Here is a 16,708-nt window from a genome sequence, read left to right on the forward strand (position 1 = left end):
GTGGCCGGGTGGGATGGTCTCCACTTGCGCTCGATTGTTCACGGCAGTATACGGTGGGGTCGCACCCTGTCAATGCGAGCACCCTCGGTGGAGGGGACCGGCCGGAGTTCAGGTCCCGGCCTCAGCCGATCTTCTCCAGTGCATCCACCATCGCGAGTACGGCCTTCGCTGCCTCGAGCCCTTTGTTTGCGGGTCCAGGCAGTGAACGGTCTCTCGCATGCTCGAATTCGGTCACGGTGAGGATTGCGTTGCCGACCGGTACACCGCTGGAGAGGGAGACGCTCGCAATCCCTGCAATCGACTGGCTGCCGACATGCTCGTAGTGGTCGGTCTCTCCCTTGATCACCGCGCCGATCGCAACCACCGCGTCGTATCCGGTCTGCGCGAGGCGTCGCGCGGCAAGGGGCACCTCCAGCGATCCTGGAACTCGAACCACGGTCACCTGCTCGGTACCGGCCGCCTCGAGCGCCTCCAGCGCGCCTGCAAGCAGACCGTCCGTAATCACTCGATTGAAGGAAGCGACGACGACCCCGACCCTACGCCCTCCTCCCGTCGGCTCTCCGAGGATCTCATGAACTTGCATCTGCACCCTCCAGATCAATGGAATGCCCGAGCTTCTCCACTTTGGTCGTCAGATAGCCGAGGTTCTCCGGATTCGGTCTCACCTCGAGCGGAACGCTCTCGATGATCTCGAGACCGTAGCCCTCGATCCCCGCCCGTTTCGTCGGGTTGTTCGTCAGCAGTCGCATCGTCGTGATCCCGAGATCGGCGAGGATCTGGGCACCCACCCCGTAGTCCCTCGCGTCTGTTGGCAGCCCCAGCTCGAGGTTCGCCTCAACCGTGTCACGACCCTGGTCCTGGAGCGCGTATGCCTCGAGCTTGTGCATGAGCCCGATTCCTCGGCCTTCGTGTCCACGCAGGTAGAGCACCACGCCGCTCCCTTCGGCTGCGATCTTCCTCATCGCGTCCCGCAGCTGGAAACCGCAATCACAGCGAAGACTCCCGAGCGTGTCCCCGGTCAGGCACTCCGAATGGACCCTCACCAGGACGCCTTCCTTGCCCACGATCTCCCCTCTGACGAGCGCCAGATGCTCACGATGATCGACGAGAGACTCGTAGGCGATCGCCTCGAAGTCCCCGAACTCCGTCGGAATGCGCGCTTCGGCCCCGCGCCGGATCAACCGTTGACGCTGACGCCGGTATGCGATCAGATCCGCTATCTGAATCATGACGAGATGATGCTTGCGAGCGAACTCCACCAGGTCGGAGAGGCGAGCGATCGAACCGTCGTCGGAAACGATCTCGGCGAGCACGCCGGCGGGTTGGAGTCCCGCCAACGTTGCCAGATCGACCGCGGCTTCGGTGTGGCCTGCTCGCCGAAGCACTCCACCCGGCCGATAACGCAATGGGAAGATATGACCGGGCCTCGTGAGATCTTCAGGCTCAGTCGCAGGATCGACCATTGCTCTGATCGTTGCAGCTCTGTCCGCTGCCGAGATCCCCGTCGTCGTGACCGGGCCGTAGTCCACCGACACCGTGAAGGCGGTGTGCCGGACGTCGGTGTTTTGCATCACCATCATCGGGATACGCAACTCGTCGAGGCGCTCACCCACGAGTGGTACGCAGATGATGCCACTCGTATGACGCACCATGAATCCGATCTTCTCCGGCGTCGCCTTTTCGGCTGCGAGGATGAGATCACCCTCGTTCTCCCGATCCTCATCGTCGACAACGACGACCAACTCTCCCCGTGAGATCGCAGCGATCGCATCTTCTATCGGCGCGAAAGTCATCGTTTCCTCTCCATGAGGCGTTCGAGATACTTGGCGATCACGTCCACCTCGATATTCACGGGGTCGCCTGGGCCCCGCAGTCCAAGGACCGTCACTTCGAGAGTGTGCGGGATCAACGCGACCTCGAACCAGTCGCCACCCGCGGCAGTCACCGTGAGGCTGACGCCGTCGACCGCGACCGAACCTTTCTCCGCGATGTACGGTGAGATCGCCTCCGGGATACCGATACGCATGCGCACGCTGTCGCCCTCCGGCTCCACTGTTTGCACGTGCCCAACCCCATCGACATGGCCCTGGACGATGTGACCGTCGAAGCGACCTGATGCCGCAAGCGGACGCTCCAAGTCGACCGACGTTCCTGCCTCGAGCGTGCCCAGATCGGTGCGCAGAAGGGTCTCGTGCATGACATCGGCTTCGAAGCCCCCGTCCGGAGACGCAACAACCGTCAGGCAAACGCCATTGACCGCCACCGAGTCACCGATGCCGAGGCCCGGAAGGTCCGTCTCGATGTCGAGTCGACAACCCAGGTCGGTCATCACGATGCGCCGCACCGTGCCGAGAGATTCAACGATTCCGGTAAACATCAATCATCCTCCAATGTGGCCTCGATCTTCACGCCGGTGCCAACCGTCCCTACGTGTGTGATGTGCACGCGACGACTCTGTGACAGGGTGGCGAACGCCCCTTCGAACATGGTCTTTCCTGCACCTCCCGCAACCCGGGCGCCGAGGTAGAGGACCATCCGGTCGACAAGATTCTCCGAGAGCAGCGAAGCAGCCAACCTCGGACCGCCCTCGACGAGAACGTCCACGATGCCTCGTTTGCCAAGCGCCTCGAGGCCGAACCGCAGATCGACCACACCGTTGGCAGGTGCAACGATTGCATCGACACCTTCGATCGCAGTTGGGGTGAGCACGATCGGAGCGCGAGCCAACAGCCGAGCATCGAGAGGAATCGGCTGTGCCCCCGCGACGAGCACCGGCACCGGCTGCGGACCCGCGTACTCCTCCAACCGAACGTCCAGCCGAGGATTGTCGGCGCGCAGCGTGCCGGCTCCCACCATCACGGCATCTGCTGCGGCGCGGAGGCGATGTGCGTCCTCTCGTGCAGCTTCATCGGTGATCCACTGCGACGAACCGTCGAGAGCCGCCACCTGGCCATCGAGCGTCGCTGCTGCCTTCAACGTGACCATCGGGCGTCCCGTTCTGCGATGGTGGAAATAGCCGGGATCGAGCATTCGCGCCTCGTGCTCCATCAGACCGACCTCGACATCACATCCGGCTTTCCGTAACGCCTCGATCCCCCTACCCGCAACGCGGGAATCGGGATCTTCGGCCGCCACGACGACACGCCGAATCCCGGCAGCGACGATGGCGCTCACGCAGGGTGGCGTTCTTCCGAAGTGTGAGCAGGGCTCGAGCGTGACATAGATCGTTCCACCTCGGGCCAAGGTGCCGGCCCTGTCGAGCGCAATCACCTCGGCGTGGGGGCTACCCGGGCCGGTGTGGCTGCCCTCACCCGCCGATTCGCCGTTCGTGTCGACGACTACTGCTCCCACGCGCGGATTCGGATGGGGATGCGAACCTCGTGCAATCTCGAGACTCCGGGCCATCCAGTGTTCGTCCACACGTCACCTCTTCACCGGGGCGGACGCGCGCGAACGCATGACGCCCTCCTTCTCTCATCCGGACTTTCACCGTCGGCTCCGGAGTTTCACCGGGTCCACCCCGAAGGGGTCGCGGGCTCTCACCGCCGGTCGGGAATTGCACCCTGCCCTGAAGGGGGCTGCTCAACAGTCTAGTGGCGCCTTGGCAGGTGACATTCGTGGTGTCGATGCCGAGTCGGTGATGTCGCCTAGGACGCAGGACGAAGGCGGACATGTGCTCCTCGAGGACGAGGGCACCGCGCGACCCATGCGTTCAGGAGGTGCGGCGGTCGATTTCGTAGGCGGAACCCGACGTTGCCTTGGCGAACTCTTTCATCTCCACCGCCACCGCCGAGGCCTCCCATTGTGATGTGATGGCACGGTGCCGATTGGTGGCGACACCGAGCGATATGGAGATGATGGGATACGCGTGCTGTTCTCCCCGCCGATCGCTCACCTCTACATATCCGCGCAACGCGTCCGCGGTGTCGTAGAAATCGAGGATGCCTTCATCGAAGATCCGGATGGTCGCCTTGCAGAACGCCTCGACCGAGTCGGGATGGATCAACGCGACGAAGTCGTCACCGCCGATGTGCCCGACGAAGACCCGCGGATCCTCGTTCTCCGCCGCTGCTTCGAGCAGAGCGTGGGCGGTGTACTTGATCACTTGGTCCCCTCGCATGAAACCGTAGTGGTCGTTGAAGGACTTGAAGTTGTCGAGATCGGCGTGGACAATGGCAATCGGCCCGCGCTCGGCGACACGCCGCTCCATCTCCTCGGAAATCCTGAAATTCCCCGGTAGCCCCGTCAACGGTGACACGTCTCGCATCGTCTGGGAGCGACGCATGACAGCCTTGACGCGAGCGACGAGTTCCTCGACATCGAAGGGCTTGTTGATGTAGTCGTCTGCTCCGAGGTCGAGACCGCGGACACGGTCCTCCGGCATCGTTCTCGCCGTGAGCAGGATCACAGACGTATTCGCGGCCGAAGGATGTGTCCGCAGCCGACGGAGAACATCGAAGCCGTCCAACTTGGGCATCATGACGTCCAGGAGAACGAGGTCGGGAGGCTCCTTCATGACCGACTCGATCGCTTCGCGACCATCCCGCGCCTCCGACACCTGAAACCCTTCGAGTTCCAGGTTCACGCGAATGAACTGCAGGATGTCGGGATCGTCGTCCGCCACCAGGATCCGTTGTGCCATATCACTCCATCGATTCGACTGCCGCTCTGAGGTTCAGTACGGCTGCGACGGGATCAGGTGACCCGAAGATCGCGCTTCCGGCCACGAACACGTCCGCTCCGGCGTCCCGTGCAGCACGGGCGTTCTCAGAGCTCACACCTCCGTCGATCTCTATATCGGTCGGCAGACAGTGAGAATCAATGAACTTTCTCGCAGTCTCGACTTTCTTGAGCGAATCGGTGATGAACGACTGCCCTCCCAAGCCCGGATGTACCGACATGATGAGCAAGAGGTCGACGAGTTCGACGAACGGCTCCACCGCTTCGAACGGTGTGGAGGGGTTCAGGGCGAGGCCGAACGCCAGCCCTTCGGCCCGAGCCTGCGCGGCGACTCGCGTCGGGTCCGGATACACCTCGATGTGCACTGTCGTGAGATCGGCTCCTGCTGCCCTCAACGCCGAGAAATAGGCGTCGGGATTCGTCGTCATCATGTGGCAATCGAAGAACAACGAAGAAGAGCGCCGCAGAGCGGCGATGACCGGCATCCCGAAGGTGATATTCGGAACGAAGTGTCCATCCATCACGTCGAGGTGGAGAACCTCGACATACGGTTCGACCATCGCCACATCCTCTGCGAGATGTGCAAAGTCCGCAGCAAGAAGCGAAGGGGCAATGCGTGCAGGCTGCATCGTGCGAGTGTATCAACTCCGGAGGCAGGTACTCCGGACCCCCGGTTCGTTCTTCAGGTCACGTCGAACCCGGCGACGAGAAGCTAGCGCAGGCTGCCGAGTTTGCGGCCGCGCGCCCACGCAGCGGCCTCCATGCGGTTCCGGCCGGCGGGCTGCACTTCGAGCAATTCCAGGTCACCTCGGCCCGTTCCAAGGAACACTGCTCCCTCGTGGACGGCAAGTCGACCGGGCTCGAGGTCAGGACCCACTGCCGGGCGAGCTCGCCATATTTTCACCCGCTCACCATCGTGGAACCCGTATGCGCCCCCGCGTGCGGTGAACGCGCGGATCACCCGATCGACCGTCTCCGCGGACATCGATGGGTCGATCTTCATCTCGGAAGTGTCGATGCGCTTCGCGTACGTGACGCCGTCGTCCGGCTGTGCTCGTGGTTGCAGCTCCCCCCGAAGGTACGACGGGAGCGTCTCGGCCAGTAGCTCTGCTCCAAGGTCGGCGAGCGCATCGGTGACGCCTACGGCATCGGATTCGCTGCTGAGCGGCAGCGTTCGACTGGCCAGCAGGGGACCCGTATCGAGTCCCTCGTCCAGTTGCATGATGGTCACTCCGGTCTCGTGATCGCCGGCCAGGATGGCCCGCTCGACGGGAGCAGCCCCGCGCCACCGTGGCAAGAGCGAGAAATGAACATTCACAAACCCCTTCGCCGGTAACGACAAGGCAGGAGCAGGAATGAGCATCCCAAAGGCAACCACGACCGCCACATCGGCTTGCGCGGAGGCGATGGTCGCGGCCAGGTCGGCCGACCGCTCTGGCTGGAATACATCGATTCCGAGCTGTGACGCAGCCAGCTTTACCGGTGAGGGACGCGGCTTTCGCGAGCGGCCGGCGCCCCGGTCGGGTCGCGTAACGACCATCACGACCTGGCTGCCCAGAGCCCGCAAGCTCGGGACCGCCGTGGCAGGTGTGCCCAGGAAAACGATCCTGGTCACTGGTCGAGTCCCAGTGCTTCTTCGCGGAGATCGCGCAGCGCCTGTTTGCGGACTTTGCGCTCGAGGCGCTCGATGAGCAACGTCCCCTCGAGGTGATCGATCTCGTGCTGAAGCACCCGCCCGAGTAGTTCCTGGCCCGCGTACTCGACCACATTGCCGAATTCGTCCAGTCCACGCGCCCGGGCGAACGCGGGACGTTCGATCGGCCAGAATCGGTTCGGCACAGAGAGGCAACCTTCTTCGAAGAGCCATTCTCCGGATGTTTCGAGGAGCACCGGGTTAATCAAGACTTTCGGGCCATCTCCTGCATCGAACACCACGACCCGTTTCGAGATGCCGATCTGGGGAGCAGCGAGCCCGACACCGGGCGCGTCGTACATCGTTTCGATCAGATCGTCGACGAGGCGCCGGATGCTGTCATCGATCTCGGTCACCTCGGTTGTACGGGTTCTGAGTACCGGGTCACCGAACGTCCGTATGGGAAAGATGGCCATGCCCCGAGCATAGTTCAGAGGTCGAGGGGGTCGACATCCAGTCGAACGGCGGCACCTCCATCGCGAAGTGTTTGTGCAACCTGTCGAAGCGACGATCGCACGTCGGAGAGATCACGGCCCTGAATCAGCCAACGCAGCTTGCCCGCCCGTTCCGCGGGACCCAACAGAGTCGCCCCTGCTTCAACGGCCGCTTGCAGCGCGGCGCTTGCGTCCCGCGTTCCTCCGTCCACCTCGACGACAATCACCTCACCCGACGGTGGAAGCCCGAACTCTTGCCGAACCCGAAGCTCCCCCTCGAGAAACGGCAGCGGATCTCCGCTACGCAGCGCGGCGATCACCGGATGGTCCGGCTGACCGGTCTGAACGATCAGGTGCCGACCGCTGCCGAAAGGGATGCTGACGGCGAGCCGTGCGAAAATGCGCAGTGCCTCCTCCGCCGCGTTGTAGGCGCTACCCAGAATCAAACCATCGGCGTCGCCCACCACACCAAGCCCGACCCCTGCAACCGAGGGAATGTCACGCTCGGTGCCAACCCAGATCGGCGCTTCGCTCCCGACTGCACCGACCGCCTTGTCCCCATACGCACGGCGTAGAACCTCGGAGATCCTTCCTACGCCGGCCCCGAGCGGTTCGAATCGTTTCCCGCCACAGACCGGGCACGGCCCCAGCTCGGCTCCGCATCGGCTGCACGCGTCGCCCGGCTCTGGCCGCGATCCGCACGAAGGACAACGGCGCAGCGTCTTGCAGCCGACACAGCGGAATGCGGGGGCATACCCCCGCCTGTGGCTGAACACGAACACCCTGACGTCTCTGCGGAGGGCACCGGCGATCGAGCTTCGCACGCGCTGAGCGAAGAGCCCACTTCCCGGCGGATCCTCCGTCCGATCGACGATCTCGACCGGGGGCCATCCCCGGGTCGAACGCCGCTGAACTTCGACACCCGCCGCAAGCACTGTCGTGCTCGGCACGCTCCCCAGATACATGACATTGAAGCGTTCAACGGAGGCCCGCCGCCGGATGACCTCTCTCGCATGGATCGTGGGTGTTTGACGGTCCCGCATCGCTCTGCGGCCTTCCTCGACGATCACTGCAAGCCGCAGTTGCTCGATCGGCCAAAACTCGATTCGGTGTGTGCCAACCACGACGTGCCCCGGCGTCTGACATGCACGATCCCATGCGGCGGTGACCTCACGGTGAGAGGCCTCTGGAGGCACCTCGATCACACGGGTACCGAACGCTTCACGCAGGAGAGCAGCACGGGTTGCGACTTCCGCACCTGTCGCCATGATGACCATTGCGGATCCGCCCGAGCCAAGAACGGGTCCGACCTCCAGCAGGGCATCGGCCAGATCGTCCCTGCCTACCAGGGAGTACACGGCTCTCGCCCGGCGCCCGGCGACTGCGGCAGAGATCGGCGCCGCCAGCCCTTTTCGCGCCTCCAGCGTCACCGGGGGAAGCACTTCCGTGTCCACCCTGCCAGGCAGGTTCGGAGGTCCGGCGCGCCGCAGCAGAGCCGCGAGGGGGGCAACATAGTGATGAGCGGCCCATCGCAACGTCTGTAGGAGTTCCTCGGTGAAGATCGGCACCTCGGCCGACAGCGCCTTGATCTGTTTCAGGGCTGAGGGTTCTCCGTGCTCCACACCGACCACCCACCCGCGTACGACCCTTCGCCCCAGCGGCACGCGTACGACGGATCCGACCGCGAGCGGCTGATCGGTCGCGTATCGGAACCCTTCATCGACGGCGTATGTGGGAAGGTCGGGAACGACTCGCGCAATGCGCAAAGTCAGCCTGCCTCCCTGGCCAGGTCTTCGGCGAGGTCGGTCGCCTCCCAGGGAAATCCATCGCGACCGAAATGACCGTACGCAGAAGTCGCCGTATAGATCGGCCGACGCAGACCGAAGCGTTCGATGATCGCTTCCGGTCGAAAATCGAATCGTTCCCTGACGAGATCATCCAGGACCACCAGGTCGATGTGCTCCGTGCCAAATGTCTCTACGCGAATGGAGAACGGCCGGGCACGTCCGATCGCGTACGAGAGCTGTACCTCGCACTCCTCGGCCAAGCCGGCCGCCACCACGTTCTTCGCCGCATATCTCGCCGCATACGCCGCAGAACGGTCCACCTTCGTGGGGTCCTTCCCAGAGAAGCATCCTCCTCCATGGCGAGCGGCGCCTCCATACGTGTCGACAATGATCTTGCGTCCCGTGAGGCCGGTATCGGCTTCGGGTCCGCCCACTTCGAATTTCCCCGAAGGATTGACAAGCAGCTCGAACTCTCCGGAGATCAGCGATGGATCGAGCGCAGGTCGAACGACCGCTTCGGTCAGTTCATCCTTCAGCCGCTCCTGGGAGAACCCCGGCTTGTGCTGGCTCGAGATCAGCACCCGGTGCACCGCGACGGGTTTGCGGCCCTCATACCTGACGGTCACCTGAGTTTTTCCGTCCGGACCGAGATAGTCGAGCGTCCCGTCCTTCCGTACTGCCGCGAGTCGCTGTGCGAGCCGATGAGCGTACTCAATCGGGGCCGGCATGAGTTCCGGGGTTTCTTTGACCGCGTAGCCGAACATGATCCCTTGGTCTCCGGCACCGAGACGGTCCAACGGGTCGGTGGATCCGTTCCGCCACTCCAATGAGACTTCGACTCCTCCGGCAATGTCGGGGCTCTGTACACCGATCAGGTTGTCGATCCGGCACTTGCGCGCCGAAAACTCCGCTGCAGGATCGTCGTATCCCGAAGCTGCGATTGCATCACGGGTTGTCCCGTCCACATCGATCTGAGCACTGCTCCCGATCTCCCCGGCAACCAGAACCCTGCCCCGGGTAACCAGCGTTTCACAGGCGACGCGCCCCACAGGGTCCTGTCTGATCACCTCATCGAGAATCGCGTCGGAGATGCGATCGGCGACTTTGTCGGGATGTCCCTCGGTGACGGATTCAGAGGTGAAGAACCAGGTACGCATCGCCGGGAGTATACGACGTCGATGTGCGGTATTCGCGATTCAGACGCCCGCGAGCACGGAGCAGAGCTCGCACGTGGGAACCATCCTTGGCGCGTTCATCCAGCCGGGCTATCGGGGTTGGCGCGACTTCGCTCTCTCCGCGATGAGGTCCCAGAGACGGACGGCGACCTCCTGTTTCGACATGAGTGGCCACGCGTCGATGGCGCCCTCGGGATCGAGGATGCTCACTTGGTTCGTCTCGGTTCCGAATCCGGACCCTTCTGCGCTCACGTCGTTTGCGACGATGAAGTCTGCACCTTTGCCGCGGGCTTTCTCGACCGCCGCATCCACGGGGCCCGTCTCGGCAGCGAAACCTACGAGGAAAGGTCGGGGATCGAGCGCTGCAACCGCAGCGAGAATGTCGGGAGTCTTGGTCATCTTCAGCAGCGGTGGGCCGTTTTTCCGCCGGAGTTTCCGATCGAAGACTTCGGCCGGTTTGAAGTCTGCGACGGCGGCCGCCATCACGGCCACATCGACACTCGGAGCGCGCTCCAGTACCGCTGCGGCCATTTCGTCCGCGGTCTCGACCGTGACACGATCCACTCCCGGGGGTGTCTCGAGAGCCGATGTGCTGATCAGCGTCACATGTGCGCCTCTGCGTGCCGCTTCGGCGGCGATGGCATGGCCCATCTTTCCGGTCGATCGGTTGCCGACGAACCGGACAGGGTCGATGGGCTCCCGTGTGCCGCCGGCCGTCACGAGCACGTCCCATCCTGCGAGCTCAGGATTCATCATCGCCGAAAGGGCGGTAATGATCTCCTCGGGTTCAACCATCCGTCCAGGCCCTATGTCCCCCCCGGCAAGCACTCCGGACGCCGGGCCCACGAAACGGTAGCCATCGGCCATCAGTGTGGACACGTTCCTTCGTGTTGCAGCGTTTTCCCACATCTCGGTATGCATCGCGGGGGCGAAGAGCACCGGGGAGCGTGTTGCCATGAGCGTTGCCGACAGGAGATCGTCTCCGAGTCCGGCGGCCGCTTTTGCGATCGTCGTGGCAGTTGCAGGTGCAACCACGACACCTTCTGCCCACTGCGCAAGTTCGGTGTGCGGGCTCACACGGCCGAAGAGATCGGTAAGAGCTCGGTGACCGGTCACTGCGGAGAAACTCTGCGCCCCGACGAAGCGTTGAGCTGCGTCCGTCATGACCACCTGGACGTCCGCACCCTCTTCGCCGAGTCGGCGAGCCAGATAGATGGACTTGTACGCGGCAATTCCTCCGGTAACCCCGAGCAGGATGCGCCGCTGCATAGACGGCTAGTCCTCTGCGTGATCGACGACGAGCTTGCCTTCGACAATCTCTTCGAACGCAATCGTCAACGCCTTGTGGCTCAACGTATGCACCTGCGGCGGAACATAGTGGCCGATCCCTTCGCCCAACTGGTTGAAATAGGCGTTGATCTGGCGGGCGCGACGCGCAGCGAGCACGACGAGGTCAAACCGACCTCCCGCCACTTCCAGGAGGTCTTCGACTGGCGGTTGCATCATGATGAGTCTGCTCTCGTGGGGGATGCATCAAGTATACGCAGGATCTGGGCGACTGTATCCTCAACCCGCCTGTTGACGATCACATGATCGAAGGTGTCCCTGGCCGTACTCAGTTGCCATGCAGCTATTTCGAGACGCCGCTCGATCTGCTTCGGGTCGGTATCTCCCCTCCCCCGGAGTCTCTCCTCGAGGGCCTCCAACGACGGAGGGGCCACGAACACCGTGATCGCTTCCGGGAACGCCGCTTTGACCTGCACGGCACCATTGACCTCGATATCCAGCAACACGTCGTTGCCGGATGCGAGCTGCTCCAGCACGGGATCCTTGGGAGTCCCGTACTGAAACCCGGCATACTCTGCCCATTCGAGAAGTTGGCCCGAGGATCGCAGCCGGTCGAACTCCTCTCGCGTGACGAACCGGTAGTCCACTCCCTCTGCCTCTCCAGGTCGGCGCTGTCTGGTCGTAACCGAGACGGAGAAGAAGAAGGGATGCTGCTCGTGAAGTGCGGCCACCACTGTCGACTTGCCGACACCCGAAGGACCGGAAACGACGATGAGGCGCCCAGGATCAGTACTCACGAGCGCTCGCGTCGGCGCCGGCACGCGTCGATCCCGTACCCGGTACCTGGTATTTCGTATTCAGTACTTCGTATTCGGTACCGCGACCTACGCGGCCTCGAGACCGTAGGGCGAGCGTCGCGGCTCCCGCCGAAGACGAAAACTGGAGAGACCTGGCGGCTGGAAGCCGGAAGCCGGCTTCCAGACCGAGTTCCTGGGCACGGTCGTCCAGGCGCGTGCCATGCATTGCTCGGCGGGCTCCCAGGAGTCTGCTGGGTGATGCCGGTGCGTAGATCGGCGGCTGTGCGTGTCGCCCGCAAGGACGCAGGACGAAGGCGCACCCCCCGCGGTGCGTCAAGGGCTGCGGACATGGCGAGCGGCGATGCACGGTCGTCGAGGCGCGTGCCATGCATTGCTCAGCGGGCTCCTAAGAAAACGTGTCGAGAAGGGCGGCGCGCTGGCGTCCACCGAGGCCGCGCAGCCTCCTGCTCTCTGCAATGCCATGTGTTTCCATCAGCCGCTTCGCTTTGACTTTGCCGGTGCCCGGCAGTGAGCAGAGCACGGCGTTGACCTTCATGCCTGCGACAATCGGATCTTCGTCGGCCCGAGTCAATACTTCGGCGAATGTCACCGAACCGATCTTCAGGAGCTGTTTGAGTTCTGCGCGAACCCTGCGTGCCTCAGCGGCCTTTGCGAGAGCAGCCGCTCGCTGCTCGTTGGTGAGTGGAGGAGGTGCCATGAGTCCGCACTCTACCAAGCCTCAGATCGACGCGAGTATTCGGCGGGCGGCGAGCACGGGTTCGACAGCACGAATGATCGGGCGACCAACTACCAAGAAGTCGGCGCCGTGCTGCATCGCCTCACGAGGGGCGGCGACCCTGGCTTGGTCATCGTTGGCGGCTCCGGCCTCTCGAATCCCGGGAGTGACTTTCACGAGGTCGGGCGCCACCGTGGCGATGATCCCGAGTTCCTTCGGCGAACAGACGATACCTTCGCACCCAGTCTCGGCGGCCAGGCGGGCCATGCGCGAGGTGAGACGTCCGGGAGACGCTGCGATGCCGACCCCATGCAAAGCTTCATCGTCGAGGCTCGTAAGTACCGTCACAGCCAGGACACCGGCGTCTCTGCCACCCGCACCGTCGGCGAGGCCTTCTACGGCTGCTTCCAGCATCGCCCGTCCTCCGGAGGCGTGCACGCTCACCCAACGGGCTCCGAGCGCTCCAAGTTGCCTCGCTGCGCGGCGAACGGTGGCCGGTATGTCGTGCAGCTTCGCGTCGGCGAACACAGGGACCCCACTCGTCCCGAGCACGGAGATCGTCGCAGGACCGGGGCCACTCAGCAGCTCCAGACCCACCTTGAAGCCGCCCACCTCGCTTTCGAGCATGCGCGCCAGCCGTACCGCCTGGGCCGCAGTCGCAACGTCGAGAGCAACAATCAGCGGATTCACCATGGTTCCACTCCTCCAATCAGCTCACTCAACGTCTCGAACTTCAACTCATCTGCGAGGCTGAGTACCTCGCGAAGGATCCTGCTTCCGGCTCTCGGTTCCACGAAGTGCACGGACCCGAGACCGACTGCCGACGCTCCAGCCAGGAGATACTCGATCACGTCTTCCCCGCTCCGCACGCCACCGCAGCCAATGATCGGCGCGTCGGGTATCTCCCGGTGCACTTCGAGCACACAGGCGAGCGAAATCGGCTTCAACGGGGGTCCCGAGTAGCCACCGATCAACCCTGTGAGGATCGGCCGCCTTGTTCGTACGTCGATGCCCGCCCCTTTGACGGTATTCGTCAGGGTGAGAAAGTCCGCCCCCGCATTCAGGACGGCGCCGGCGACCTCGACGATATCCGCCGCGTTCGGGGAGAGCTTCGCTCCGATCGGAACATCCACCGCCGACCGAACTTCCGCGATGACTTCACCCGATTTCACCGGGTCCAGCGCAATGATCCCTCGCCCTTCGAGGTTCGGGCAGGAGAGGTTGACCTCGACTGCACCGACCCCGGCGCGAGCCATCTCGGTTGCGACGAATGCGAATTCCCCGGGCGTCTGTCCCACTGCGGAGCCCCAGACAGGAATCGGCACTTCTTCGATCTCGCCGGCCATGGACACGACCCAGGCCTCGATGCCCGGGTTCTGAATGCCGATTCCGTTGAGCATCCCGGTGCCCACCGACCCCACTCGAGGTGCCGGACGACCGGGCCATGGCTCGGCACTCACCGACTTGGCCACCGCAGCTCCATATACCTGCAGAGCAGCCACCGCTGCAAAATCGACAACTGCTCCGAACGTGCCCGCCGCGGCGATCAACGGCGTATCAAGAGGCACAGGACCCAACCTGGTTCTCGTATCGACCGATGGAGACATCACTCCGACCGGTAGGTCACGTCGCCGTTGTGCACCGTTGCCATCACGCGACCCGTCAGCGTTCGTCCCAGGAATGGAGAGTTCTCCGACCGCGAGACGAATCGCCGGGGAGTCCATTGGACATCGGGAGCAAACACGACGACGTTGGCCACCGCTCCGGGCTCCAGCCACCGGCCGTGTTCGGCGAGCCCTGCAATCTTGGCCGGCGCCACCGACATCCTCTCGAACAAGGAGACCGGATCCGGCGCGACGAACGTCTGCACTACCGCCGCGGCCGTCTCGAGCCCGATCACACCCCGCGGCGCTTCTTCGAACGGAACGTCCTTTTCTGCTGCCGCGTGCGGTGCATGGTCGGTCGCCACCGCGTCGATCGTACCGTCACGCAGGGCCTCGCCGACGGCGATTACGTCCTCTGGACTCCGAAGCGGCGGGTACATCTTGTATGCGGCGTCCATCCGTTCGATCTCGGTGTGATCCAGGGCGAGATGATGCGGAGTGGCCTCCGCGGTCACCGGGAGACCTCGACGTTTCGCCGTTCGCACCAACTCGACCGTGCCGGCCGTAGACACGTGCTGTACGTGGTATCTGACGCCGGTGAGTTGAACGAGCGCGAGGTCCCTCGCAACGATCGTTTCCTCTGCGAGAGAAGGGATACCTGGCATCCCGAGCCTCGAAGAGACGGCACCCTCGTGCATGTGAGCGTTGCGAGTCAATCCGGGATCCTCGGCGTGTTGGGCGACCGTCCCGCCGAGGTCCGAGATGTACTCCATGGCGTGGCGCAGAAGTCCGGCGTCCTGTACGGCATCCCCATCGTCGGAGAAGAGTCGCACACCGGCTTTCCACAGTTCGTCGAGATGAGCGAGGTGCTCGCCGTTGCGGCCGAGTGTGATCGCCCCTGCAGGGATCACCTCCACGAGGCCGACTTCCCTGCCCCGTTCCTGGATATAGCGTGCAAGGTGTCCTGCATCGGTCGCCGGCTCGGTGTTCGCCATCGCCACGACGGCCGTGAAGCCGCCGGCGGCGGCCGCCCTGGAGCCACTTTCAATGTCTTCCTTCCACTCCTGGCCGGGCTCACGAAAATGAACATGAAGGTCCACGAACCCTGGACCGACAAGCGCACCTTCACAATCGATCACCCGCTCCGCACGCAGGTGATCACCCACCTCGACCACTCGTCCTTCGCGAATCAGCACATCTGCCGTAGCGGGCCCATCCGGTCCGAGAACGACACCGCCCTGCAGTAAGAGTTCACGCATCAGCAACCTCCCCTCCGAGGAGACGGAACAGAACCGCCATTCGGACCGCAACTCCGTTCGCTACCTGGGGTTGCACGAGCGACCGTTCGTGATCGGCAACCTCAGGAGCGATTTCCACTCCGCGGTTCATCGGCCCAGGGTGCATCACCACGGCATGGTCCGGCATCTTCGCGAAACGTTCCCTGGTCATACCGAATCTGCTCACGTACTCGGGCAGAGAGGGAAGGACCGAGGCCCCACCGCGCTCGGTCTGGATTCTCAGCAAATACACGACGTCGCAATCGAGAACGTCGTCGATGCCCTCCGCAGTCTCGACCGGCCAGCCCGTCAGATCCACCGGAAGCAGTGTGCTCGGTCCCACGAGTGTCACCTGGGCGCCCAGTGTCGAGAAGGTGGAGATGTCGGATCGAGCGACGCGAGAGTGTCTGATGTCTCCGACGATGGCGATACGGAGTCCGTCGAGTGTCCCGAAGTGCCGGCGAATGGTGAGCGCGTCGAGCAGGGCCTGGGTCGGATGCTGGTGCGCCCCATCTCCGCCATTGAGGACGGGCAGACCGGTCCACTCCGCGATTCGCCACGGAGCCCCCGTTGCTTTGTGCCGCACGACCAGCGCCTCCGCTCCCATCGCCTTGATGGTCAGTGCCGTGTCTTTGAGGCTCTCGCCCTTCGAGAGAGAAGAGGTGCCGGGGGAGAAACTCATCGTGTCCGCCGAAAGCGCCTTCGCTGCTCGCTCAAACGACATGCGGGTACGCGTGGAGGGCTCAAAGAAGAGCATCGCCACTGTCCGACCCCGCAGCGCCGGGACCTTGGGAATCGGTCTCGAAAGTACATCTACGAACTCGTCGGACAGGTCGAGAAGGCTGTCCATCTCATCCCGGGAAAGTGTGTCGGTGGTGAGGAAGTGCTTCATGGGCCCCCCTCGATCCATACGCCGTCCTCACCGTCGATCTCGCTCAACCGCACCGTGACGCGCTGATCCTCCGAGGTCGGCAGGTTCTTGCCCACGTAGTCTGCTCGGATGGGAATCTGACGGTGACCGCGGTCGATCAGTACGGCGAGCTGTACTGCGGCGGGGCGGCCCAGGTCCGTCAAGGCGTCGAGCGCGGCCCTGATCGTACGACCGGTATACAGGACATCATCGACGAGCACGACCGTCCATCCACTGATGTCGAGCGGCATCGCGGTACGGAACAGCGACGCCCTTGGGCGTGCGGCGAGATCGTCGCGGTACAGGCCGATTCCAAGCGTGCCCACGG

At 63.6% G+C, this 16,708-nt stretch carries 19 protein-coding genes and 1 riboswitch; all 19 genes read right to left on the minus strand.

The annotated features are described in order from the left end of the window. Positions 1-121: 121 nt before the first annotated feature. Positions 122-583 carry a 6,7-dimethyl-8-ribityllumazine synthase gene (locus GWP04_04035; GenBank protein NIA24716.1) on the minus strand — a complete coding sequence of 154 codons (462 nt, stop codon included), beginning with the start codon at positions 581-583 and terminating at the stop codon, positions 122-124. Continuing rightward, a complete protein-coding gene (locus GWP04_04040) occupies positions 570-1,793 on the minus strand; it encodes a bifunctional 3,4-dihydroxy-2-butanone-4-phosphate synthase/GTP cyclohydrolase II (protein NIA24717.1) in 1,224 nt (407 codons plus the stop codon). The genes GWP04_04035 and GWP04_04040 overlap by 14 nt, the downstream gene beginning before the upstream one ends. After that, complete coding sequence (locus tag GWP04_04045) at positions 1,790-2,377, minus strand: riboflavin synthase (protein ID NIA24718.1); 588 nt, start codon at positions 2,375-2,377, stop codon at positions 1,790-1,792. Before GWP04_04045 ends, GWP04_04040 begins: the two co-directional genes overlap by 4 nt. After that, positions 2,377-3,420, minus strand: a complete 1,044-nt coding sequence (gene ribD, locus GWP04_04050; GenBank protein ID NIA24719.1) for a bifunctional diaminohydroxyphosphoribosylaminopyrimidine deaminase/5-amino-6-(5-phosphoribosylamino)uracil reductase RibD — start codon at positions 3,418-3,420, stop codon at positions 2,377-2,379. The genes GWP04_04045 and ribD overlap by 1 nt, the downstream gene beginning before the upstream one ends. A gap of 42 nt (positions 3,421-3,462) precedes the next feature. Further along, positions 3,463-3,580, minus strand: a riboswitch (FMN riboswitch). A 132-nt stretch (positions 3,581-3,712) separates the two neighbouring features. Next, entirely contained in the window at positions 3,713-4,642 is a 930-nt protein-coding gene (locus GWP04_04055; GenBank protein NIA24720.1) for a response regulator, read from the minus strand. A gap of 1 nt (position 4,643) precedes the next feature. Next, positions 4,644-5,309, minus strand: a complete 666-nt coding sequence (gene rpe / locus GWP04_04060; GenBank protein ID NIA24721.1) for a ribulose-phosphate 3-epimerase — start codon at positions 5,307-5,309, stop codon at positions 4,644-4,646. An 83-nt stretch (positions 5,310-5,392) separates the two neighbouring features. Further along, positions 5,393-6,295, minus strand: a complete 903-nt coding sequence (locus GWP04_04065) for a methionyl-tRNA formyltransferase (protein ID NIA24722.1) — start codon at positions 6,293-6,295, stop codon at positions 5,393-5,395. Beyond that, the gene (gene def / locus GWP04_04070) at positions 6,292-6,789 is read right to left on the minus strand and encodes a peptide deformylase (GenBank protein NIA24723.1); all 498 of its coding nucleotides are present in this window, start codon (positions 6,787-6,789) and stop codon (positions 6,292-6,294) included. Before def ends, GWP04_04065 begins: the two co-directional genes overlap by 4 nt. A 14-nt stretch (positions 6,790-6,803) precedes the next feature. Further along, complete coding sequence (locus tag GWP04_04075) at positions 6,804-8,573, minus strand: hypothetical protein (GenBank protein ID NIA24724.1); 1,770 nt, start codon at positions 8,571-8,573, stop codon at positions 6,804-6,806. A gap of 2 nt (positions 8,574-8,575) precedes the next feature. Further along, positions 8,576-9,751 (minus strand): methionine adenosyltransferase, encoded by a 1,176-nt coding sequence (locus GWP04_04080; GenBank protein ID NIA24725.1) that lies wholly within the window; start codon positions 9,749-9,751, stop codon positions 8,576-8,578. 108 nt (positions 9,752-9,859) lie between these two features. After that, entirely contained in the window at positions 9,860-11,038 is a 1,179-nt protein-coding gene (coaBC, locus tag GWP04_04085; protein NIA24726.1) for a bifunctional phosphopantothenoylcysteine decarboxylase/phosphopantothenate--cysteine ligase CoaBC, read from the minus strand. A gap of 6 nt (positions 11,039-11,044) precedes the next feature. Continuing rightward, positions 11,045-11,275 carry a DNA-directed RNA polymerase subunit omega gene (rpoZ, locus tag GWP04_04090; GenBank protein ID NIA24727.1) on the minus strand — a complete coding sequence of 77 codons (231 nt, stop codon included), beginning with the start codon at positions 11,273-11,275 and terminating at the stop codon, positions 11,045-11,047. Beyond that, positions 11,272-11,877 carry a guanylate kinase gene (locus GWP04_04095; protein NIA24728.1) on the minus strand — a complete coding sequence of 202 codons (606 nt, stop codon included), beginning with the start codon at positions 11,875-11,877 and terminating at the stop codon, positions 11,272-11,274. The genes rpoZ and GWP04_04095 overlap by 4 nt, the downstream gene beginning before the upstream one ends. Positions 11,878-12,259: 382 nt before the next feature. Next, the gene (locus GWP04_04100; protein ID NIA24729.1) at positions 12,260-12,571 is read right to left on the minus strand and encodes a hypothetical protein; all 312 of its coding nucleotides are present in this window, start codon (positions 12,569-12,571) and stop codon (positions 12,260-12,262) included. Positions 12,572-12,592: 21 nt separating this feature from the next. Beyond that, positions 12,593-13,282 (minus strand): orotidine-5'-phosphate decarboxylase, encoded by a 690-nt coding sequence (gene pyrF, locus GWP04_04105; protein NIA24730.1) that lies wholly within the window; start codon positions 13,280-13,282, stop codon positions 12,593-12,595. Beyond that, positions 13,276-14,157, minus strand: a complete 882-nt coding sequence (locus GWP04_04110; protein NIA24731.1) for a dihydroorotate dehydrogenase — start codon at positions 14,155-14,157, stop codon at positions 13,276-13,278. The genes pyrF and GWP04_04110 overlap by 7 nt, the downstream gene beginning before the upstream one ends. 38 nt (positions 14,158-14,195) lie before the next feature. Next, the gene (locus GWP04_04115) at positions 14,196-15,452 is read right to left on the minus strand and encodes an amidohydrolase family protein (GenBank protein NIA24732.1); all 1,257 of its coding nucleotides are present in this window, start codon (positions 15,450-15,452) and stop codon (positions 14,196-14,198) included. Beyond that, a complete protein-coding gene (locus GWP04_04120; protein NIA24733.1) occupies positions 15,445-16,362 on the minus strand; it encodes an aspartate carbamoyltransferase catalytic subunit in 918 nt (305 codons plus the stop codon). The genes GWP04_04115 and GWP04_04120 overlap by 8 nt, the downstream gene beginning before the upstream one ends. After that, positions 16,359-16,708, minus strand: a 350-nt coding sequence (gene pyrR / locus GWP04_04125) for a bifunctional pyr operon transcriptional regulator/uracil phosphoribosyltransferase PyrR (protein NIA24734.1), incomplete at its 5' end; no start/stop codon positions are given. The genes pyrR and GWP04_04120, both read right to left, overlap by 4 nt.

It is taken from the genome of Gammaproteobacteria bacterium (genome assembly GCA_011682695.1).
GTDB lineage: Bacteria > Actinomycetota > Acidimicrobiia > Spongiisociales > UBA4744 > BMS3Bbin01.